The sequence below is a fragment of the Nitratidesulfovibrio liaohensis genome (genome assembly GCF_011682075.1).
GTDB lineage: Bacteria > Desulfobacterota > Desulfovibrionia > Desulfovibrionales > Desulfovibrionaceae > Cupidesulfovibrio > Cupidesulfovibrio liaohensis.
Window position 1 is genome coordinate 1 of record NZ_VSMK01000386.1, and the last position, 15,737, is coordinate 15,737.

Sequence of the window (15,737 nt, forward strand, 5' to 3'; positions counted from 1 at the left end):
TGTGCCGTGGCTGCTGGCGGGCGGGCTGACCCCGGACAACGTGGCCAGCGCCGTTGCCGCCTGCGGTGGCCATGACCCCGGCGCGCTGATCGGCGTTGATCTCAATTCGGGGGTGGAAAGCGCCCCCGGCCGGAAGGATGCAACCCGCGTGGCCGCTGCCCTTGCGGCGCTGCGCGCGGCATAGTCGATACCAACTGGCGCCCCGGCGCCAAAGGATACCACCATGAAAAAAGGCTATTTCGGCGAGTTCGGCGGGCAGTTCGTGCCCGAGTTGCTCATGCCGCCGCTGCGGGAACTGGAAGCCGCCATGCGCGACATCCTGCCCTCGGACAAGTTCCGTGCGGAACTGGACGACCTGCTGCGCAACTTCGCGGGGCGCGAAACCCCGCTCACGGCCTGCCCCACGCTGTCGGCGGAACTGGGCGTGCATCTGTGGCTGAAGCGCGAAGACCTGCTGCACACCGGCGCGCACAAGGTCAACAACACTCTTGGGCAGGCCCTGCTGGCCAAGTACATGGGCAAGACCGCGCTGGTGGCGGAAACGGGGGCGGGCCAGCACGGCGTTGCCACGGCGGCTGCCGCCGCGCGCCTGGGCATGGAGTGCGTGATCTACATGGGCGCGACGGACGTGGTGCGTCAGGCCCCCAACGTCATGCGCATGAAGCTGCTGGGGGCCAAGGTGGTGCCCGTGCAGAGCGGCACCAAGACCCTGAAGGACGCCATCAACGAGGCCCTGCGCTACTGGATTGCCCAGCAGGATTCCACGCACTACTGCTTCGGCACGGCGGCGGGTCCGCACCCCTTCCCCACGCTGGTGCGCGACCTGCAATGCGTCATCGGGCGCGAGACCCGCGCCCAGATGCTGGAGCGCACGGGCCGGCTGCCGGACATGGTGGTGGCCTGCGTGGGCGGCGGCTCCAACGCCATCGGAATGTTTCACCCGTTCGTGGATGACGCCTCGGTGCGCATCGTGGGGGTGGAGGCGGCAGGCACCGGCGAGCCGGGCTGCTACAACTCCGCGCCCATCAACCTTGGCCGCCCCGGCGTGCTGCACGGCCAGATGACCATGCTGCTGCAGGACGCGGACGGCCAGATCGAGCCGTCTCACTCCGTGTCCGCCGGGCTGGACTACCCCGGCGTGGGGCCGGAGCACGCGCATCTGGGGGCCATTGGCCGGGCGGTGTACGGCATGGCCACCGACAGTCAGGCGCTGGAGGCCTTCCAGGCCCTGACCCGGCGCGAGGGCATCATCCCCGCGCTGGAATCGTCGCACGCGCTGGCGTGGGTGCTGAACAACCGGGGCAAGCTGCCCGCCGGGGGACATGTGGTGGTCAACCTTTCGGGCCGGGGCGACAAGGACATGGAAATCGTGCGGGAAGTGCTGTTCCGCGAAGGAGAGCTGGCATGAGCGCGGCCATTCATACCGACATGAACGACATGCTGCCCGAGGCCCCGGTGTCGCGGCTGGAAGCCCGCGTGACCGCAGCCAATGCGGCGGGGCGGCCCGCGCTGGTGCCCTTTCTGACGGCGGGCTTTCCCACGCTGGACCGCTTCTGGGAGGAAATGGACGGCCTTGATCGCGGCGGCGCGGACGTCATCGAAATAGGCGTGCCCTTCTCCGACCCGGTGGCCGACGGCCCGGTGGTGGAGGCAGCATCGCTGCGGGCGCTGGAAAACGGCGTGACCCTGCGCTGGATACTGGACGGCCTGAAGGCCCGCGCGGGCCGCTACGACGCCGAACTGGTGCTGATGGGCTACTACAACCCGTTCCTGCAATACGGGCTGGAAAACCTTGCGGCGGACGCGGCGGCGGCGGGGGTTGCGGGCTTCATCGTGCCCGACCTGCCGCTGGAGGAAGACGCGGAGATGCGCGCGTTGTTGGCCGCGCGGGGCATAGACCTCATCGCCCTTGTCGGCCCCAACACCAGCGAGGAACGCATGGCCGAATACGCCGCCGTGGCCTCCGGCTACGTGTACGTGGTGTCGGTGCTGGGCATCACCGGCGTGCGCGAAGGCCTGCCGCCGGAAGTGCCGCAGACGCTGGCCCGCGCGCGCAAGGCCTTCCGCCTGCCGCTGGCGCTGGGCTTCGGCATCAAGGAGCCGAAGCAGCTGGAAGGTTTCCCCGACCGGCCCGACGCCGTGGTGTTCGGCTCCGCCCTGTTGCGCCACATCGACGCAGGCAACAGCGCGGAATCGTTCCTGGCCGCGTGGAAGTAGGTTGGCGGTAGATGCTAAGCTGATGCCTAGCTGATTATATGGTTGGTTGAATTCCTTTCCGTGTGGAGCGGAGTATGCTCCGCACGGAAAGGATTCGCTTTTGGTATTTGTAAATCGATTTCGCGTGGCTAGACGTTTCGAACTAGATTTGTTACTCCTGCTTGGAATTTATGAAAAAATTTTTGAATTCAAATGGAAAGGATATAGTTTGTGAAGTTTCAAGCCGTACTGAATAATGTTCACAACATAGATGCGCGCAACATATGCTCTTTGATAGAGTCAGAGAGCGTGGATGTTACTATAACTTCACCGCCATACTTTGATATGAAAGATTATGGATGCGACGGACAAATAGGCTTTGGGCAAACATATGATGCGTATCTTGATGATTTGAAAAATGTATTTGAAGGTGTTTTTCGCTGTACTAAGAGGACTGGAACATTGTGGGTTGTGATAGATGCATTAAGGAAGAGTGGTGAGGTTGTTCCTTTGCCATTTGATTTTGATAGGAAAATGCGTGAAATAGGATGGAAGCTAAGAGAGATAATAATATGGGAAAAAGATAAGACAGTTCCTTGGGTGCACAAGGGGCAAGTTAGAAACTGTTTTGAGTATGTATTGATGTTTTCAAAGAGTGATGAGTATAATTTTTATGTGGATAATGTTCGTAGTTGTGAAAACATTAAAAAGTGGTGGGTAAAATACCCTGAGCGGTATAATCCAAATGGTAAAGCCCCAGGTGGTGTATGGGATTTTCCTATTCCAACTCAGGGGTCTTGGGGAAGTGGCTATGTTCGTCACTTTTGTCCTTTGCCGGATGAGTTAATAGAGAGGATTTTGCAATTGTCCTCTGTTGAAGGGGATGTTGTACTCGATCCATTCAGCGGTAGCGGGGCAGTCCTTGCGAAAGCGTTTGGAATGAACAGGGCTTTTGTAGGGATAGAGCTTAATAGCGAATATATAGATATGTTTCACAGGTATTTGGCTGCAGTTGATGGTGGGGGGGCTTCTAAAGATATTGAAGGCAGGTCGTGCAGTAAGGATTTTTACCGTGCGATATTGGATTTGAGGGTGCTTAAGTATGCACGAGTATTGTACAAAAAAATTAATGATGAGCTAGATGGCGCGCTTCTTGCGATGCGCGCGGAGTATTCAACTGGGTGTACGAAAAAGAAAAATGCACTTGTCGTGGTCGAGTATAAGATGGTGCTGCGGCAGGATGTGGGATGTGCAGTGGATAAGGTTCTAGACGTTGCAACGCGTCTTTCAGGGAAAGCACCGCTGTCAAAATTTGGAATAGAACCCTATTTTGTGACCTGCGAGAGGGTGTGCGATGTTGTTGCTAGGGATGAGAGCGTTTCATTGTACACAGAAAGAGTTACGCATAAAGTTTGGAAAAAGGTAGCAGCACGTGAATTAAGTGATGTGCTGGGTGCAGGAGTGATCATTAGCTCTATTTGTGTAGACTTTGATGAATCAAATTATGAGTAATTAATTATGAAAAAGCAAAAAAATAAAAAACGTAAGCTCACACATGAAGAGAAAGAGCAGCGGCTCCAGCAAAAGGAGGTTTATAACATATTGACGAGTATGGGGTTCAGGCGAGCCCCAAAGGTTGATGGGAAGGAATTTACGTATAGTGGGAGAACGTCAGAGATTGATGATATTTTCTTTTATGAAAACGTCATATTGATCGTTGAGTACACACTGTCAAGTGATCCTGGCGGCCATCTAAAAGACAAGGTGCACATCTATCAACGTATTCTGAGTGACCCCCCGGTATTTATTGATTTTTTAATGAAACATAGCAGGTTTGGTAACGTGCGTGAGGTGCTTGAGCGGGATGTCCTTAAAAAGTACGAAAAAGAGTTGCTACAAGTTCGAATTGTTTATGTTTCGAAAAATAAAATACCGCTTGAGAGTAAGGGGCTCGCGACTGGTGTCAAATTTTTCGATTATGAAATAGTGAAATATTTTGATAGCGTGTGTAAGGCGATAAAGCGATCTGCTCGGTATGACTTCTTTGCTTTTTTGGATATTAACGCCTCACGGGTTGGTGATGGCGTGTTCATGAGTGCTGAAACATCGATGAAGTTCAAGGCGCATGTTTTGCCGAATACGGTTACTTCGTTCGCACAGGGGTTTAAGCTCGTTACGTTTTATGTTGATGCCGAGTCTCTTCTTAAGAGAGCGTATGTGTTGCGCAAGGATGGCTGGAGAGAGGTTGAGCATGTTGGCTTTTACCAAAGAATGCTGGGGAAGAAGAAAATATCCAGCATGCGTAAGTACCTTAGCGAGGAAGGTCGCGTTTTTATAAATAACATCATTGTGACTCTCCCAAGTGATAGAATCAATTTAGAGTATTTTGATAATAATGGTTCTGTTTTGAATGATAGCAAGGAAGATATATCATCGATAAGTGCTGGGAAAATTTCTATTGAAGACGGCGCGAATACAATAGGTATAATTGATGGGCAGCATAGGCTTTTTGCATATCATGAGGGTGATGATGCGTATGAGGAGAAAATTTCTAAATTAAGAAGCAAGCAGCTTTTGCTTGCTACGGGAATAGTATTTCCATCCTCTGAAGGAAATGAGGCTCGCTTAAAGTTTGAAGCGAAGCTATTCCTTGAAATCAATTCCAATCAGCAGACGGCTGGCTCAAAGCTAAAACAGGAGATAGAGTCCGCGCTAAATCCTTTTTCTGCGGTTTCAATTGCGACAAAAATTATTACGAAGCTTAATGAAAATGGACCGCTCGCGCATAAGTTTGAAACGTATTGGTTTGAATCGAATACAATCAAAACTGCTTCTGTGGTCAGCTTTGGGTTGCGTCCTCTTTTGAAATTTAGCGGAGACGATAGTCTGTATTCGATTTGGGATAACCCGGATAAGGAGAATTTACTGATTCGAGATGACTGTTACGAGCTATTGGATGAATACAGGGACTTTTGTGTTGAAAAAATTCGAAATGTATTTATTGGGTTGCGTATTGCTGTTGGGCGGGAACGATGGACTGTTAGTCGCACAAATCCTGATGCAATATTAAATGTTACAACGGTAAATGGGATAATTAATTGCCTTAGATTGCTTGTAAAAAATAATAAGATTGGATCTATTGAATACTATTCAAAGAATTTTGAAACCGTAAAAGACTTTGGTTTCAAGAAATTTAAATCTAGTCAGTATAGCAAAATGGGTAAAGTTATTTATGATATGTGCTTTGCGGACAGGGTTCCTTTTTAGGTCTGTAGTATTTTGTGTTTGTAGATTATTTTCTGCGATGTAAAGGTGGAATATTATGTGTAATATTTTGAAGTAAAATCAGCACGACAGTACGGCCCCGCCCCGGCGGGGCCTGCGCAAAGGAGCGCCTCCATGCGGAAGACGGTCTACTGGATTGAAGGCGACGGCATCGGCCCCGACGTATGGAAGGCCGCCCGTCCCGTCATCGATGCGGCGGTGGCGAAAACCTACGGCGACGCGCGCTCCATCGAATGGAAGGAACTGCTGGCCGGTGAAAAGGCCTACGCCGCCACCGGCGAATACCTGCCAGAGGCCACCATGCAGGCCCTGCGCGGCGCGGAACTGGCCATCAAGGGACCCCTGGGCACCCCGGTGGGCAAGGGCTTCCGCAGCCTTAACGTCACCCTGCGCCAGACGCTGGACCTGTACGCCTGCATCCGGCCCATCCGCTACTTCGAGGGCATCATGTCGCCCGTGAAAAGGCCGGACCTGGTGGACATGGTGGTGTTTCGCGAAAACACCGAAGACGTGTACGCGGGCATCGAATACAAGGCGGGCACGCCGGAAGCCAAGCGGCTCATCGACTTTCTGCGCAACGAACTGGGCGCCAACGTGGACCCGGAAAGCGCCGTGGGCATCAAGCCCATGACCGCGCGCGGCTCCAAGCGGCTGGTGCGCCGCGCCATGGACTTTGCCGTGGCCCAGAAGCGGTCCAGCCTCACGCTGGTGCACAAGGGCAACATCATGAAGTTCACGGAAGGCGGCTTCCGCGAATGGGGCTATGAAGTGGTGCGCGACGAATTCGCCGACGCCGCCGTGCTGGAAGCCGACGCCGGGGGCGCAGCAGGCAAGGTGGTGGTGAAGGACCGAATTGCCGACGCCATGTTCCAGGAAGTGCTGATCCGCCCCGACCAGTACAGCGTGATCGCCACGTCCAACCTGAACGGCGACTACCTGTCCGACGCGCTGGCCGCGCAGGTGGGCGGGCTTGGCCTTGCGCCGGGCGTGAACATGTCCGACTCGCTGGCGTTCTTCGAGGCCACCCACGGCACCGCGCCCACCATTGCCGGGCAGGACAAGGCCAACCCCGGCAGCCTCATTTTGTGCGGCGCGCTGATGCTGGAACACATGGGCTGGAACGATGCGGCCACCCGCATCTACAACGCCATCAACACCACCATCGGCAACCGCACCGTCACCGTGGATCTGGCCTCGCAAATGGCCAGCGCCACCACCGTGGGCACCGTGGCGTTTGGTGAGTTGGTGGAAAAGGCCCTGTAGCTATTCTCTAAATTGTCTTTTTGCCCGTTGGCGTCGTCAAACGTCGCCTGCCATGGCTTTGCTGTCCTTATCCGTAAGACTCGCGCTACGCGCTCGCCTAACGGCTAAGGCTCGGTCGAATACGATAAGAGCGCGCTGCGGTCGCCATCCGTAATGCTCGAAGACTCGCATAACGGCTGCCGCACTCCCTCATGTCAGGCTTGTTTTCCTCGCCAACGAACAAAAATCCTAATTTAGAGCAGTGCCCTGCGCGCAACGGGTAACCTGTGAATTAGTGACAACGCCCCCGGAAGCGGTGAGCTTCCGGGGGCGTTTCGATATATTGTCCTGTCCCTCGCTACATGGCACAGCCAATGCAAACATTTGTGATAATGGCGGGATAGGGTGCGTGCGCACCTTGCGCGCCGCCGGGCCGTGCTTATGATTGTGCTGCCCGTTCCGAGGCCGTCATGCACCCCGGCAGGCAGGAGAACACCATGAACACCAGCCTTCGCACGCTCACCCTCGCCGCCGTGTTGGCGGCGTTTGCTGTTACGGGGTGCGCCGCCACCACCAGCATGCGCGCTTCGTCGCAGATGGAGGAAGGGCAGTTCCGTCAGGCGGCGGAAACCTACGCCGCCGCCCTGCGCGAAAACCCGGACGACTGGCAGGCGGGCGTGCGGCGCGGTTATGCGCTGTACCGAGCCGGAGACTACCAGGCCGCGCAGGACGTCCTGAAGCCCCTGTGGACCAACCGCCGCGCAGCCGAATACGCCCGGTTCTGGGCGGGCATCGCCGCCATCGCCGCCCGTGATGAAGCCGCCGCCCGCGCCGCGTGGTCGGAATGGACCGCCAGCCGCTTCGAGATCGTGCGGGCCATCCGGCCCCGCGTGGAACAGTTGATGTCCGGCGAACTGCCCCTCGGCCCGCAGGCCGCCAGCGGCTATGTTGCCGAGGCCGCCACGGCCAACGGGCGCGAGGCCCACGCCGATGCCCGCTACGGCTGGCGGCCCCTGTCGCCGGGCTACTCACGGTCCTACGAGCGCGACGCCTTTTCTGACACCATGCTGCCGGTGACGCCCAAGCCCTATCTGCCGTAGAGCACGCCTGTCTTAGGCGCGCAAGGGCCTATGCCGCCTTGGTGCGCAATTCTTCGTACAGCCCGGCATGATCCAACAGGATTTCCAGCAGGCCCTGCCGAATCCGCTCGGATTCCAGGGCCTGCTTGCTCATGGTGGTGTGGGCGGACAGCGCGTCCATGATGGCGTTCAGCAGTTCGCGCGACAGGTCCGGTGAATTGGCGAACTGCTGCTTGGTGTTGCTGGCGGCCTGCTCCACGAGTACGGCAGATTCCAGCAGTTTGCCCTTGATGACGTTGTTCACGTAGATCAGCATGTCGTCGGGCGTCAGTTCGCCCTCGAACAGGGCGTTCACCTTGGCGATGATTTCGGCCAGCCGCGCCTTCTGCTTGTCGCGCACCTCGCCCGTTCCAGGCTCGCCCATGGGCTGCAACTTGTCGCCCTGTCCCAGGTGCAGCGGCAGATTGTGCGTGCCCTTGTTGCGCAGGGTGTGGTGGGTCAGCTTCACGCCGGAAAGGTCCACCTCGTCGCGCTCCCGCCCAAATTCCAGCAGGGGCAGCAACCGGCGAAAGAAGATGGCGCGCTTTTCGATGTCGGTGTTGCCGTAGTCGAATATCTGCGAAAGAAAGGAATATACCCGCAGGTAGGTGCCCAGATTGCGCTTGAACAGTTCAAGCGCGTTTTTCTCGTCGCGGGCGTTCTTTTCCGCCGTGGCGTCGTGCATCTCTTGCGCGGCCTTGATGACGCGCTGCAATTCCTTGTATCGCTTCAATAAACGGTCTGCCACCGGGGCTATGGCCGCCGCAAGCTCGCGCTGGGTGCCGTACGGGTCCAGTTCGGCATTGACCACCCGGTCCACCTCATTGGCGTCGTAGTGGCCCGTGCCGTCCAGCGTGGCCCGCAGGTCGTACACCAGATTCGGGTCGGTCACGCCTGCAAGTTCCGCCGTCTCGTAGTAAGCCTTGAAGGCGCGCAGCACCTCGGCGGGTTCATTGGCGAAGTCGAGCACGTACGTGGTGTCCTTGCCCGGATGCGCCCGGTTGAGGCGCGACAGGGTCTGCACCGCCTGAATGCCAGCCAGCTTCTTGTCCACGTACATGCCGCACAGCAGCGGCTGGTCGAACCCGGTCTGAAACTTGTTGGCCACCAGCAGAATCTGATAGGCGTCCGTGCCGAATGCCTCGCGGATGTCCCGTCCGTTCAGGTTCGGGTTCAGCACCTTGCTGTGCTCGGTGAAGCCTTCCGGCCCCAGGTCGTCGTCGCGCACCTCGCCTGAAAAGGCCACCAGCGTGCCGATCTTGTAGCCCTGCTCGCGGATGTATTTGGTGATGGCAAGCTGCCAGCGTACCACTTCCTGCCTGCTGCCGGTAACCACCATGGCCTTGCCCTGCCCGTCCAGCAGCGGGGCCACGTTTTCGCGAAAGTGCTCGACGACCAGCTTCACCTTCTGGCTGATGTTGTAGGGGTGCAGGCGCACCCAGCGCATGATGCCCTTCACGGCCTCGCTGCGCTCCACCTCTTTTTCGTCCCATTCCTTGCCGTTGCTGGCCAGCCGAAACGCCAGCTTGTACGGCGTGTAGTTGCGCAGCACGTCGAGAATGAACTTTTCCTCGATGGCCTGCCGCATGCTGTACACATGAAAGGGGGCGGGCAGGTTGTCCACGCTGGCGGGCAGCGCCGGGTCGGGCCGCCTGCCGAACAGTTCCAGCGTCTTGGCCTTGGGCGTGGCGGTAAACGCCACGTAGGTGATGCCCTTCGCGTTAGCCCGCGCGGCCATCTGGGCGGCGAGAATGTCTTCGTTGCTGATTTCGCCGCCGTCTTCCAGTTCCCTGAGTTCTTCGGCGGAAAGCACCTGCTTCAGCTTGGAGGCGGCCTCTCCGGTTTGCGAGCTGTGCGCCTCGTCCGCGATGACGGCAAAGGTCTTGCCCTGCGTGGCGGCCAGTTCCTGCACCGTCTTCAGGGCAAAGGGAAAGGTCTGGATGGTGCAGACCACGATCTTTTTGCCGCCGGACAGCGCCGTGGCCAGCGCGCCGCTCTTGCTGCCGTTGTCGCTGGTGATGGTGGCCACCACCCCGGTTGTCCGTTCAAAGGCAAAGATGGCTTCCTGCAACTGGGCGTCCAGCACCGTGCGGTCGCTGACCACCAGCACGGAATCGAACAGCTTGTGCTGCTGATTATCGTGCAGGTCGGCCAGAAAGTGGGCCGCCCACGCTATGGAGTTGGTCTTGCCCGACCCGGCGGAATGCTGGATGAGGTACTTGTGGCCCGGCCCTTCCTGCCGCACCGCCCGCACCAGCCTGCGCGTGGCGTCCAACTGGTGGTAGCGGGGAAAGATGACCTTCTCTATCTGCTTCTTTGGCCCGCGCAGGGCCACTATGTACCGCCCGATGATCTCCAGCCAGCTTTCGCGCTGCAACACCTCTTCCCACAGATAGGCGGTGGCGTGCCCCGCCGGGTTGGGCGCGTTGCCCGCCGCCCCGGCGTTGCCCCTGTCAAAGGGCAGAAAGCGCGTGCCCGGTCCGTCCAGCCTAGTGGCCATGCGCACCAGCGAATTGCTGACGGCAAAATGCACCAGCGCTCCGCGCGGAAAGTCCAGCAACGGTTCTGCCGTGCCTTGCCCCTTGGGGCGGGGCTGACGGTCAAAGCGGTACTGGTCCACGGCGTCGTGCACCGACTGGGTGAAGTCGGTCTTCAGTTCCACCGTGGCCACCGGCAGCCCGTTCAGGAACAGCACGAGGTCAAGGCTGTTTTCATGGTGCACGGAATAGTGCACCTGCCGCACCACCCGCAGGCGGTTGGCCGCGTAGCGCGCCTGAAGCTGGTCGTTCATGGCCAGTGCAGGGCGGAACTGGGCAAGCAGCAGGGGTTCGCGCAGGCCGATCAGTTCCACCCCGTGGCGGATGACATCCAGCGTGCCCCGGTCATCGAGTTGTTTGCGGATGCGGTCCAGCAGCACGTTCTGCGCTGCCGGGCCATGGCTTTTGGCCAGCGCGTCCCATGCCCTGGGCTGGGCCTGCCGCACCCAGGCAACGACATCTTCCGGAAACAGCGCGCGGGCGCGGTCGTACCGGGCGGCATCGTCCGCCGTGTACTCCCAGCCGTGCGAGGCCAGATGATTGCAGATGTCGTTTTCGAACTCGATTTCCTTGTGGTGGCTCATGCTGGCTCCGTGGCGGCGGCATCTATCTGACGTGCTTCCCACTCGCGGAATGTTTCGCTGGTGCCCGCCAGTTTCCACGCCTTCGGGCCGTTGGTATTCTGCCCGATGATGACTGCTGCGGCGGCGCTGGGGCTGCGAAAGGCGTAGCTTTTGGCGAAGACGCAGTGTGTGTCCTGTTCCACCAGCACCCCGGAGGCGCGCAATTGTTCGTGAAGACGGGCATAGCCTCCATCCGCCGTGCTTTCCCCAACCCACCGCAAGCGCGCATTGGACTGGGCGAGTACTACGAACCCTTCTTCCTCAAGCCGGGCTGTTGCGTTCAGCCCGTGCTTTTTCAGGATCAGCTCGAAAAGAGGGGAGTGTGAAGTGCCGTTGATGGGCGCTTCACACTCTTGTGTTTTGGCAGGCTTGGCGAATTCCTGAAAGATGTCGATGCGCAGGGCGGGCAGGGTCATCAGCAGGTAGGAAAGGAACGATTCCATGTTGGCCTGTGCCGCCTCGGAAAGACCGGGGCGCGGCGGGGTATTGGCGTTCTCCAGTTCCCACCGTTTCACGCTGCGGGCAATTTCCACAAGGCGCGATTCCAGGTACTTCACGTGCGCCTTGTTCAGGGTGTTGGCCCCAGTGGTGACCAGTACGGCCTGCGTCCACCAGTCCCTTTTCTGGTCGTGGCTGCGGATGCGGTCGGCTATGTCCTCGCCCTCGCCAATGTAGGCCAGCGGTGCGCCGTCCGCTTCGCCCAACAGCAGGTACACCCCGGTGTAGCGCGCTTCCTTGCGTTCCAGTGCCGCCTTTATGCGCGTGCGGGGAAACAACAGCACATGCCCGGTCCAGTTGAACACCTCTGCCGTCTGCATGCCTTCCGGCTTGCCGTCGATAAAGAACAGTTCGAGCGAGCGCCCGACGGATCCAATGGTCATGCGGCCTCCGGCTGGGGGGCGTAGCCCCGTACGTCTATCCTGCCCGTGACGGCGGCGGAGATGAGGGCGGAACGGCGTTCGTGAAGGAGTTCAGTGGTGCGTTGAGCTTCCGCGATTAGCGTGTCAATTTTTGTAGTCTCCCCATTCAAATATGTGATGATAGCGTCTTGTTCGTTCATGGGGGGGAGTGCCAGCCAAATTTTGATCATACGCGTCAGGCCAAGATCTTTGTTTGTTGCACCCCGAGTGTGCAGCTGTGATTGCTCATAGCATCCAGAACTGTTCAATGCGTAGGCCAAGAAATATGGATTAGAAATGTTGGTGGAAATTTTTAGAACAGCAACGTGAACCCATACTTGAAATGTTTCTTCAAAGTCAACTACACGAGCAACTCCAGTTGTTCCACCTTTAGTGTATAGTACGTCTCCATATTCAGGTGTGATACGCTTGCAAAAATCACGATAATCTTCTTCGGATATGTATTTTGCGTCGTCAAATGACCATCCGTCAACCTTAATGTTTCGTGCAGAAATAAATAAAACACCATCATCAACATAGTTTGGTGAAAAATGCGGTCCATCTGAAATATTGTTGCAAACCCTTCCCAGCTGAAGGACTAGCCAGTGCTCCGGCACATCCCCCAACCACTCCACGCCGCTGTCCTTAATGGGTACAGTGGGATCAAGTCCCTTGGTGACGGCATGCGAGATCACCGCCTGACGCTTTTCCTTGAGCAGTTCGATGAGCGTTTCCTGTTCGGCAATCAGGGCGTCGATCTTGGCGGTCTCGTGGTCGAGGAAGGCGGCGATTAGGGATTGTTCTTCGCGATCTGGGAGCGCAGCAAAGAGTCCACCGAAATCTTCGGGATAAAGGCGCAGGCGGGAATTGATGACACCACGAGAAAAACATTTAAAGTAACCTATGTAATCATCCGATCTGACTAGGTAATCTAAGAAGCGTACAGAGCACTCCCCAACATGTCTGAAGACGCAGTAGGCAGGGCTCACGATTCCATTAAAGTTGGTGAATCCGAGTCCGCGGTTCCATGCAAGCATAATGTTCATTACGAGGTCTTCGCGATAGCAAATTTTGTATCCTTCAAGACTCTCTGCTCGTGATAAGTGTTCGTCGTCACTCCGTATTTCAGAACGTGGGCGCACGCCAGTATATGCCGATACAGAAAGGAGTGTCTCATCGCCATGCTGTGACCGTTCGTTGCGTTCTTCGAAAATATACTTGAATCTCTTTATATTCCAATGGCTCGGCACCTTCCCCAGCCACTCCACACCACTATCCTTGTAGTCGGGATACGTTGGAAAGCTCATGCCATCAGCCCTTCGATCATGGCCTTGATGCGGTCGGTGGTCCGCTCCAGGTCGGCGTCAATGTCCGCCAGCGGGCGGGGCGGGGTAAACACGTAGAAATGCCGGTTGAAGGGTATTTCGTACCCCACCTTGGTCTTGTCGTGGTCTATCCAGGCATCGGGCACGTGGGGCAGCACCTCTCGCTTGAAGTAGGTTTCCACATCCTCGTGCAGGGGCACGTTTTCCGTATCGCGCAGCTTGCTGTCCGGCGCGGGCTTGCCCTTGGCCTTGCCGCGCTGCCCCAGCACGATGTTGCCCGCCGCGTCCCGTTCCGGGCGCTCCACGGTAATGGTGCGGTAGCCGAAATCGCTGTTGCTGAAGATGCGGCTTACCGGCTTGCCGTCCTGCTCCGCCTCCATGAACTGCCCGAACAGGCGCACGATTTCCGCAATGTGTTCGTCCGACAGTTCCTTGCGCTTTGACCCAAGGCTTTTGCGCATCTTCTGCCACATGGCGGAAGCGTCGATAAGCTGCACCTTGCCCTTGCGGTGGGCGGGCTTGCGGTTGGTCACAATCCACACGTAGGTGCTGATGCCGGTGTTGTAGAACATGTCCGTGGGCAGCCCGATAATGGCTTCCAGCAGGTCGTTTTCCAGCACGTGGCGGCGTATTTCGCTTTCTCCGCTGCCTGCGCCGCCGGTGAACAGCGGCGATCCGTTCAGCACGATGCCGAAGCGGCTGCCCCCCTGGTCCACCGGGCGCATCTTGCTGAGCAGGTGCAGCAGGAACAGCATGGAACCGTCGGAAACGCGCGGCAGGCCGGGGCCGAAGCGCCCGTTGTAGCCATGCTGTTCGTGTTCCTTGCGAACTTCCTTTTCCACCTTCTTCCATTCCACGCCAAAGGGCGGGTTGGAGAGCATGTAGTCGAAGTGCTGCCCGCCGTGCCCGTCGTCGGACAGGGTGTTGCCGAACACGATGTTGCCGACATCCTGCCCCTTGATCAGCATGTCTGCCTTGCAGATGGCGTAGGATTCCGGGTTCAGTTCCTGCCCGTACATGGTCAGGCGCGCCTTCGGGTTGTGATCGTCCAGATATTCGCCCGCGATGGACAGCATGCCCCCGGTGCCCGCCGTGGGGTCGTAGATGGTGCGCACCACGCCGGGCGTGGAGAGCATGTCGTCATCCTCGATGAAGATCAGGTTGACCATCAGCCGGATGACCTCGCGCGGGGTAAAGTGTTCCCCGGCGGTTTCGTTGGAAAGCTCGGCAAACTTGCGGATCAGTTCTTCGAACACAAGGCCCATCTGGGCGTTGCTGACCTCGTCGGGGTGCAGGTCTATCTGGGTGAACCGTTCGGTGACCTGATAGAGCAGGTTGGCCTTGTGCAGCCGCTCTACCTGGGCGTGGAACTCGAACCGCTCGAAGATGTCGCGCACCTCGGCAGAGAACGCGCCAATGTAGCTGAACAGGTTTTCGCGGATGTGGTCCTGGTCGCCCATCAGTTTCTTGAGGTCCAGCGGCGAGGCGTTGAAAAAGCTCTGCCCGGCGGCGCGCAGCAGAAACGGGTCCGGCGCGATGCCCAGCCGCTGCTTGTCGGCCAGTTCTTCCAGCACCTTGGCCTTGGTGGGGGCCAGCACGCAGTCCAGGCGGCGCAACACGGTAAAGGGCAGGATGACCCGGCCATATTCGGACTGTTTGTAGTCGCCCCGCAGAAGGTCGGCGACGGACCAGATGAACGCGGAAAGGGCTTGCTGATTCATGCGCGTGTAGTCCCGGTGGAGCGTGAGATGTCGGTATGAAGCGGGTGCGGCAGGGCGCCCCGTGCGTTGGCGATGTTGGGCGAAACAGTACAGACAAGCATATCCCGAATCAAGGCGAGGTTGGGGAAGGGACAAGGGCCGGGGGCGTTGCGTGGCGCTGCCCGCGCGTTGCTGTTATCTCCCGCCCTTCCCAACCAACCCCGCGCCTGCTATCCGTAAGCCATGAAGCTGGCGGTCATTTCCGACATTCACGGCAATCTTGGCGCGTTCAAGGCGGTGCTGGCCGACATGGACGCGCAGGGGGCATCTTGCGCCGTGTCCCTGGGCGACAACGTGGGCTACGGGCCGGACCCCGGCCCGGTGCTGCGCCTTGTGGCCAGTCGGCACATCCCTTCGGTGGCGGGCAATCACGAGATGGCCGTGGCCGACCCCCGCTGGCTGCGCGAGTTCAACAGCCAGTCGCGCGATGCCGTGCGCATGACCATGGACTGGCTGGACGACGACGAGGTGGAACTGGCCCGCGCCATGCCCCGCATGCTGGTGCGCGAAGGCTGCCGCTTCGTGCACGGCATGCCGCCCGATTCGCCCTTCACCTACCTGTACGAATTTCACGGCAAGCGGCTGGCCTCGGTATTCGACCGGTTTCCGGAGCCCATCTGCTTCGTGGGGCACACTCACGACCTTGAGCTGGTCCGGCGCGATGCCGACGGCGTGGTGGCCCGCGAGCCGCTGACCGAGGGCGCGCGCGTGCTGCCCGCCGGGGGGCGTTACCTGATCAGCGCGGGCAGCGT

At 58.4% G+C, this 15,737-nt stretch carries 12 protein-coding genes; 8 read left to right on the plus strand and 4 right to left on the minus strand.

Annotated features, from left to right (window positions below; translation table 11 throughout):
• The 7 genes from trpF to FVW27_RS12725 form a co-directional block, all read left to right on the plus strand.
• Nucleotides 1–184, plus strand: a 184-nt coding sequence (trpF, locus tag FVW27_RS12695; protein ID WP_481850163.1) for a phosphoribosylanthranilate isomerase, incomplete at its 5' end; no start/stop codon positions are given.
• Between the two features lie 39 nt (nt 185–223).
• Nucleotides 224–1,408 (plus strand): tryptophan synthase subunit beta, encoded by a 1,185-nt coding sequence (gene trpB / locus FVW27_RS12700; RefSeq protein ID WP_167125661.1) that lies wholly within the window; start codon nt 224–226, stop codon nt 1,406–1,408.
• A gap of 29 nt (nt 1,409–1,437) precedes the next feature.
• On the plus strand, nt 1,438–2,217 hold the full coding sequence (trpA, locus tag FVW27_RS12705) for a tryptophan synthase subunit alpha (RefSeq protein ID WP_167125683.1): 780 nt from the start codon (nt 1,438–1,440) through the stop codon (nt 2,215–2,217).
• Between the two features lie 210 nt (nt 2,218–2,427).
• Entirely contained in the window at nt 2,428–3,708 is a 1,281-nt protein-coding gene (locus FVW27_RS12710; protein WP_167125663.1) for a DNA methyltransferase, read from the plus strand.
• 6 nt (nt 3,709–3,714) lie between these two features.
• A complete protein-coding gene (locus tag FVW27_RS12715; RefSeq protein WP_167125664.1) occupies nt 3,715–5,463 on the plus strand; it encodes a DGQHR domain-containing protein in 1,749 nt (582 codons plus the stop codon).
• A gap of 132 nt (nt 5,464–5,595) precedes the next feature.
• Nucleotides 5,596–6,744 (plus strand): NADP-dependent isocitrate dehydrogenase, encoded by a 1,149-nt coding sequence (gene icd / locus FVW27_RS12720; protein WP_167125665.1) that lies wholly within the window; start codon nt 5,596–5,598, stop codon nt 6,742–6,744.
• Nucleotides 6,745–7,220: 476 nt separating this feature from the next.
• Nucleotides 7,221–7,823 carry a tetratricopeptide repeat protein gene (locus FVW27_RS12725; protein ID WP_243838422.1) on the plus strand — a complete coding sequence of 201 codons (603 nt, stop codon included), beginning with the start codon at nt 7,221–7,223 and terminating at the stop codon, nt 7,821–7,823.
• A gap of 28 nt (nt 7,824–7,851) precedes the next feature.
• On the opposite strand, the gene FVW27_RS12730 is transcribed toward FVW27_RS12725, so the two are convergent.
• Genes FVW27_RS12730 through FVW27_RS12745 form a run of 4 tightly spaced genes read right to left on the minus strand, consistent with a single transcriptional unit; the run spans nt 7,852 to nt 14,946 of the window.
• Nucleotides 7,852–10,962 carry a type I restriction endonuclease subunit R gene (locus FVW27_RS12730; protein WP_167125673.1) on the minus strand — a complete coding sequence of 1,037 codons (3,111 nt, stop codon included), beginning with the start codon at nt 10,960–10,962 and terminating at the stop codon, nt 7,852–7,854.
• The gene (locus FVW27_RS12735; protein ID WP_167125675.1) at nt 10,959–11,882 is read right to left on the minus strand and encodes a GIY-YIG nuclease family protein; all 924 of its coding nucleotides are present in this window, start codon (nt 11,880–11,882) and stop codon (nt 10,959–10,961) included. Before FVW27_RS12735 ends, FVW27_RS12730 begins: the two co-directional genes overlap by 4 nt.
• Nucleotides 11,879–13,207, minus strand: a complete 1,329-nt coding sequence (locus tag FVW27_RS12740; protein WP_167125677.1) for a restriction endonuclease subunit S — start codon at nt 13,205–13,207, stop codon at nt 11,879–11,881. Before FVW27_RS12740 ends, FVW27_RS12735 begins: the two co-directional genes overlap by 4 nt.
• On the minus strand, nt 13,204–14,946 hold the full coding sequence (locus FVW27_RS12745) for a type I restriction-modification system subunit M (RefSeq protein ID WP_167125679.1): 1,743 nt from the start codon (nt 14,944–14,946) through the stop codon (nt 13,204–13,206). The genes FVW27_RS12740 and FVW27_RS12745 overlap by 4 nt, the downstream gene beginning before the upstream one ends.
• Before the next feature lie 222 nt (nt 14,947–15,168).
• On the opposite strand from FVW27_RS12745, the gene FVW27_RS12750 reads away from it, so the two are divergent.
• On the plus strand, nt 15,169–15,737 hold a 569-nt coding region (locus tag FVW27_RS12750; RefSeq protein ID WP_167125681.1), incomplete at its 3' end, for a metallophosphoesterase family protein.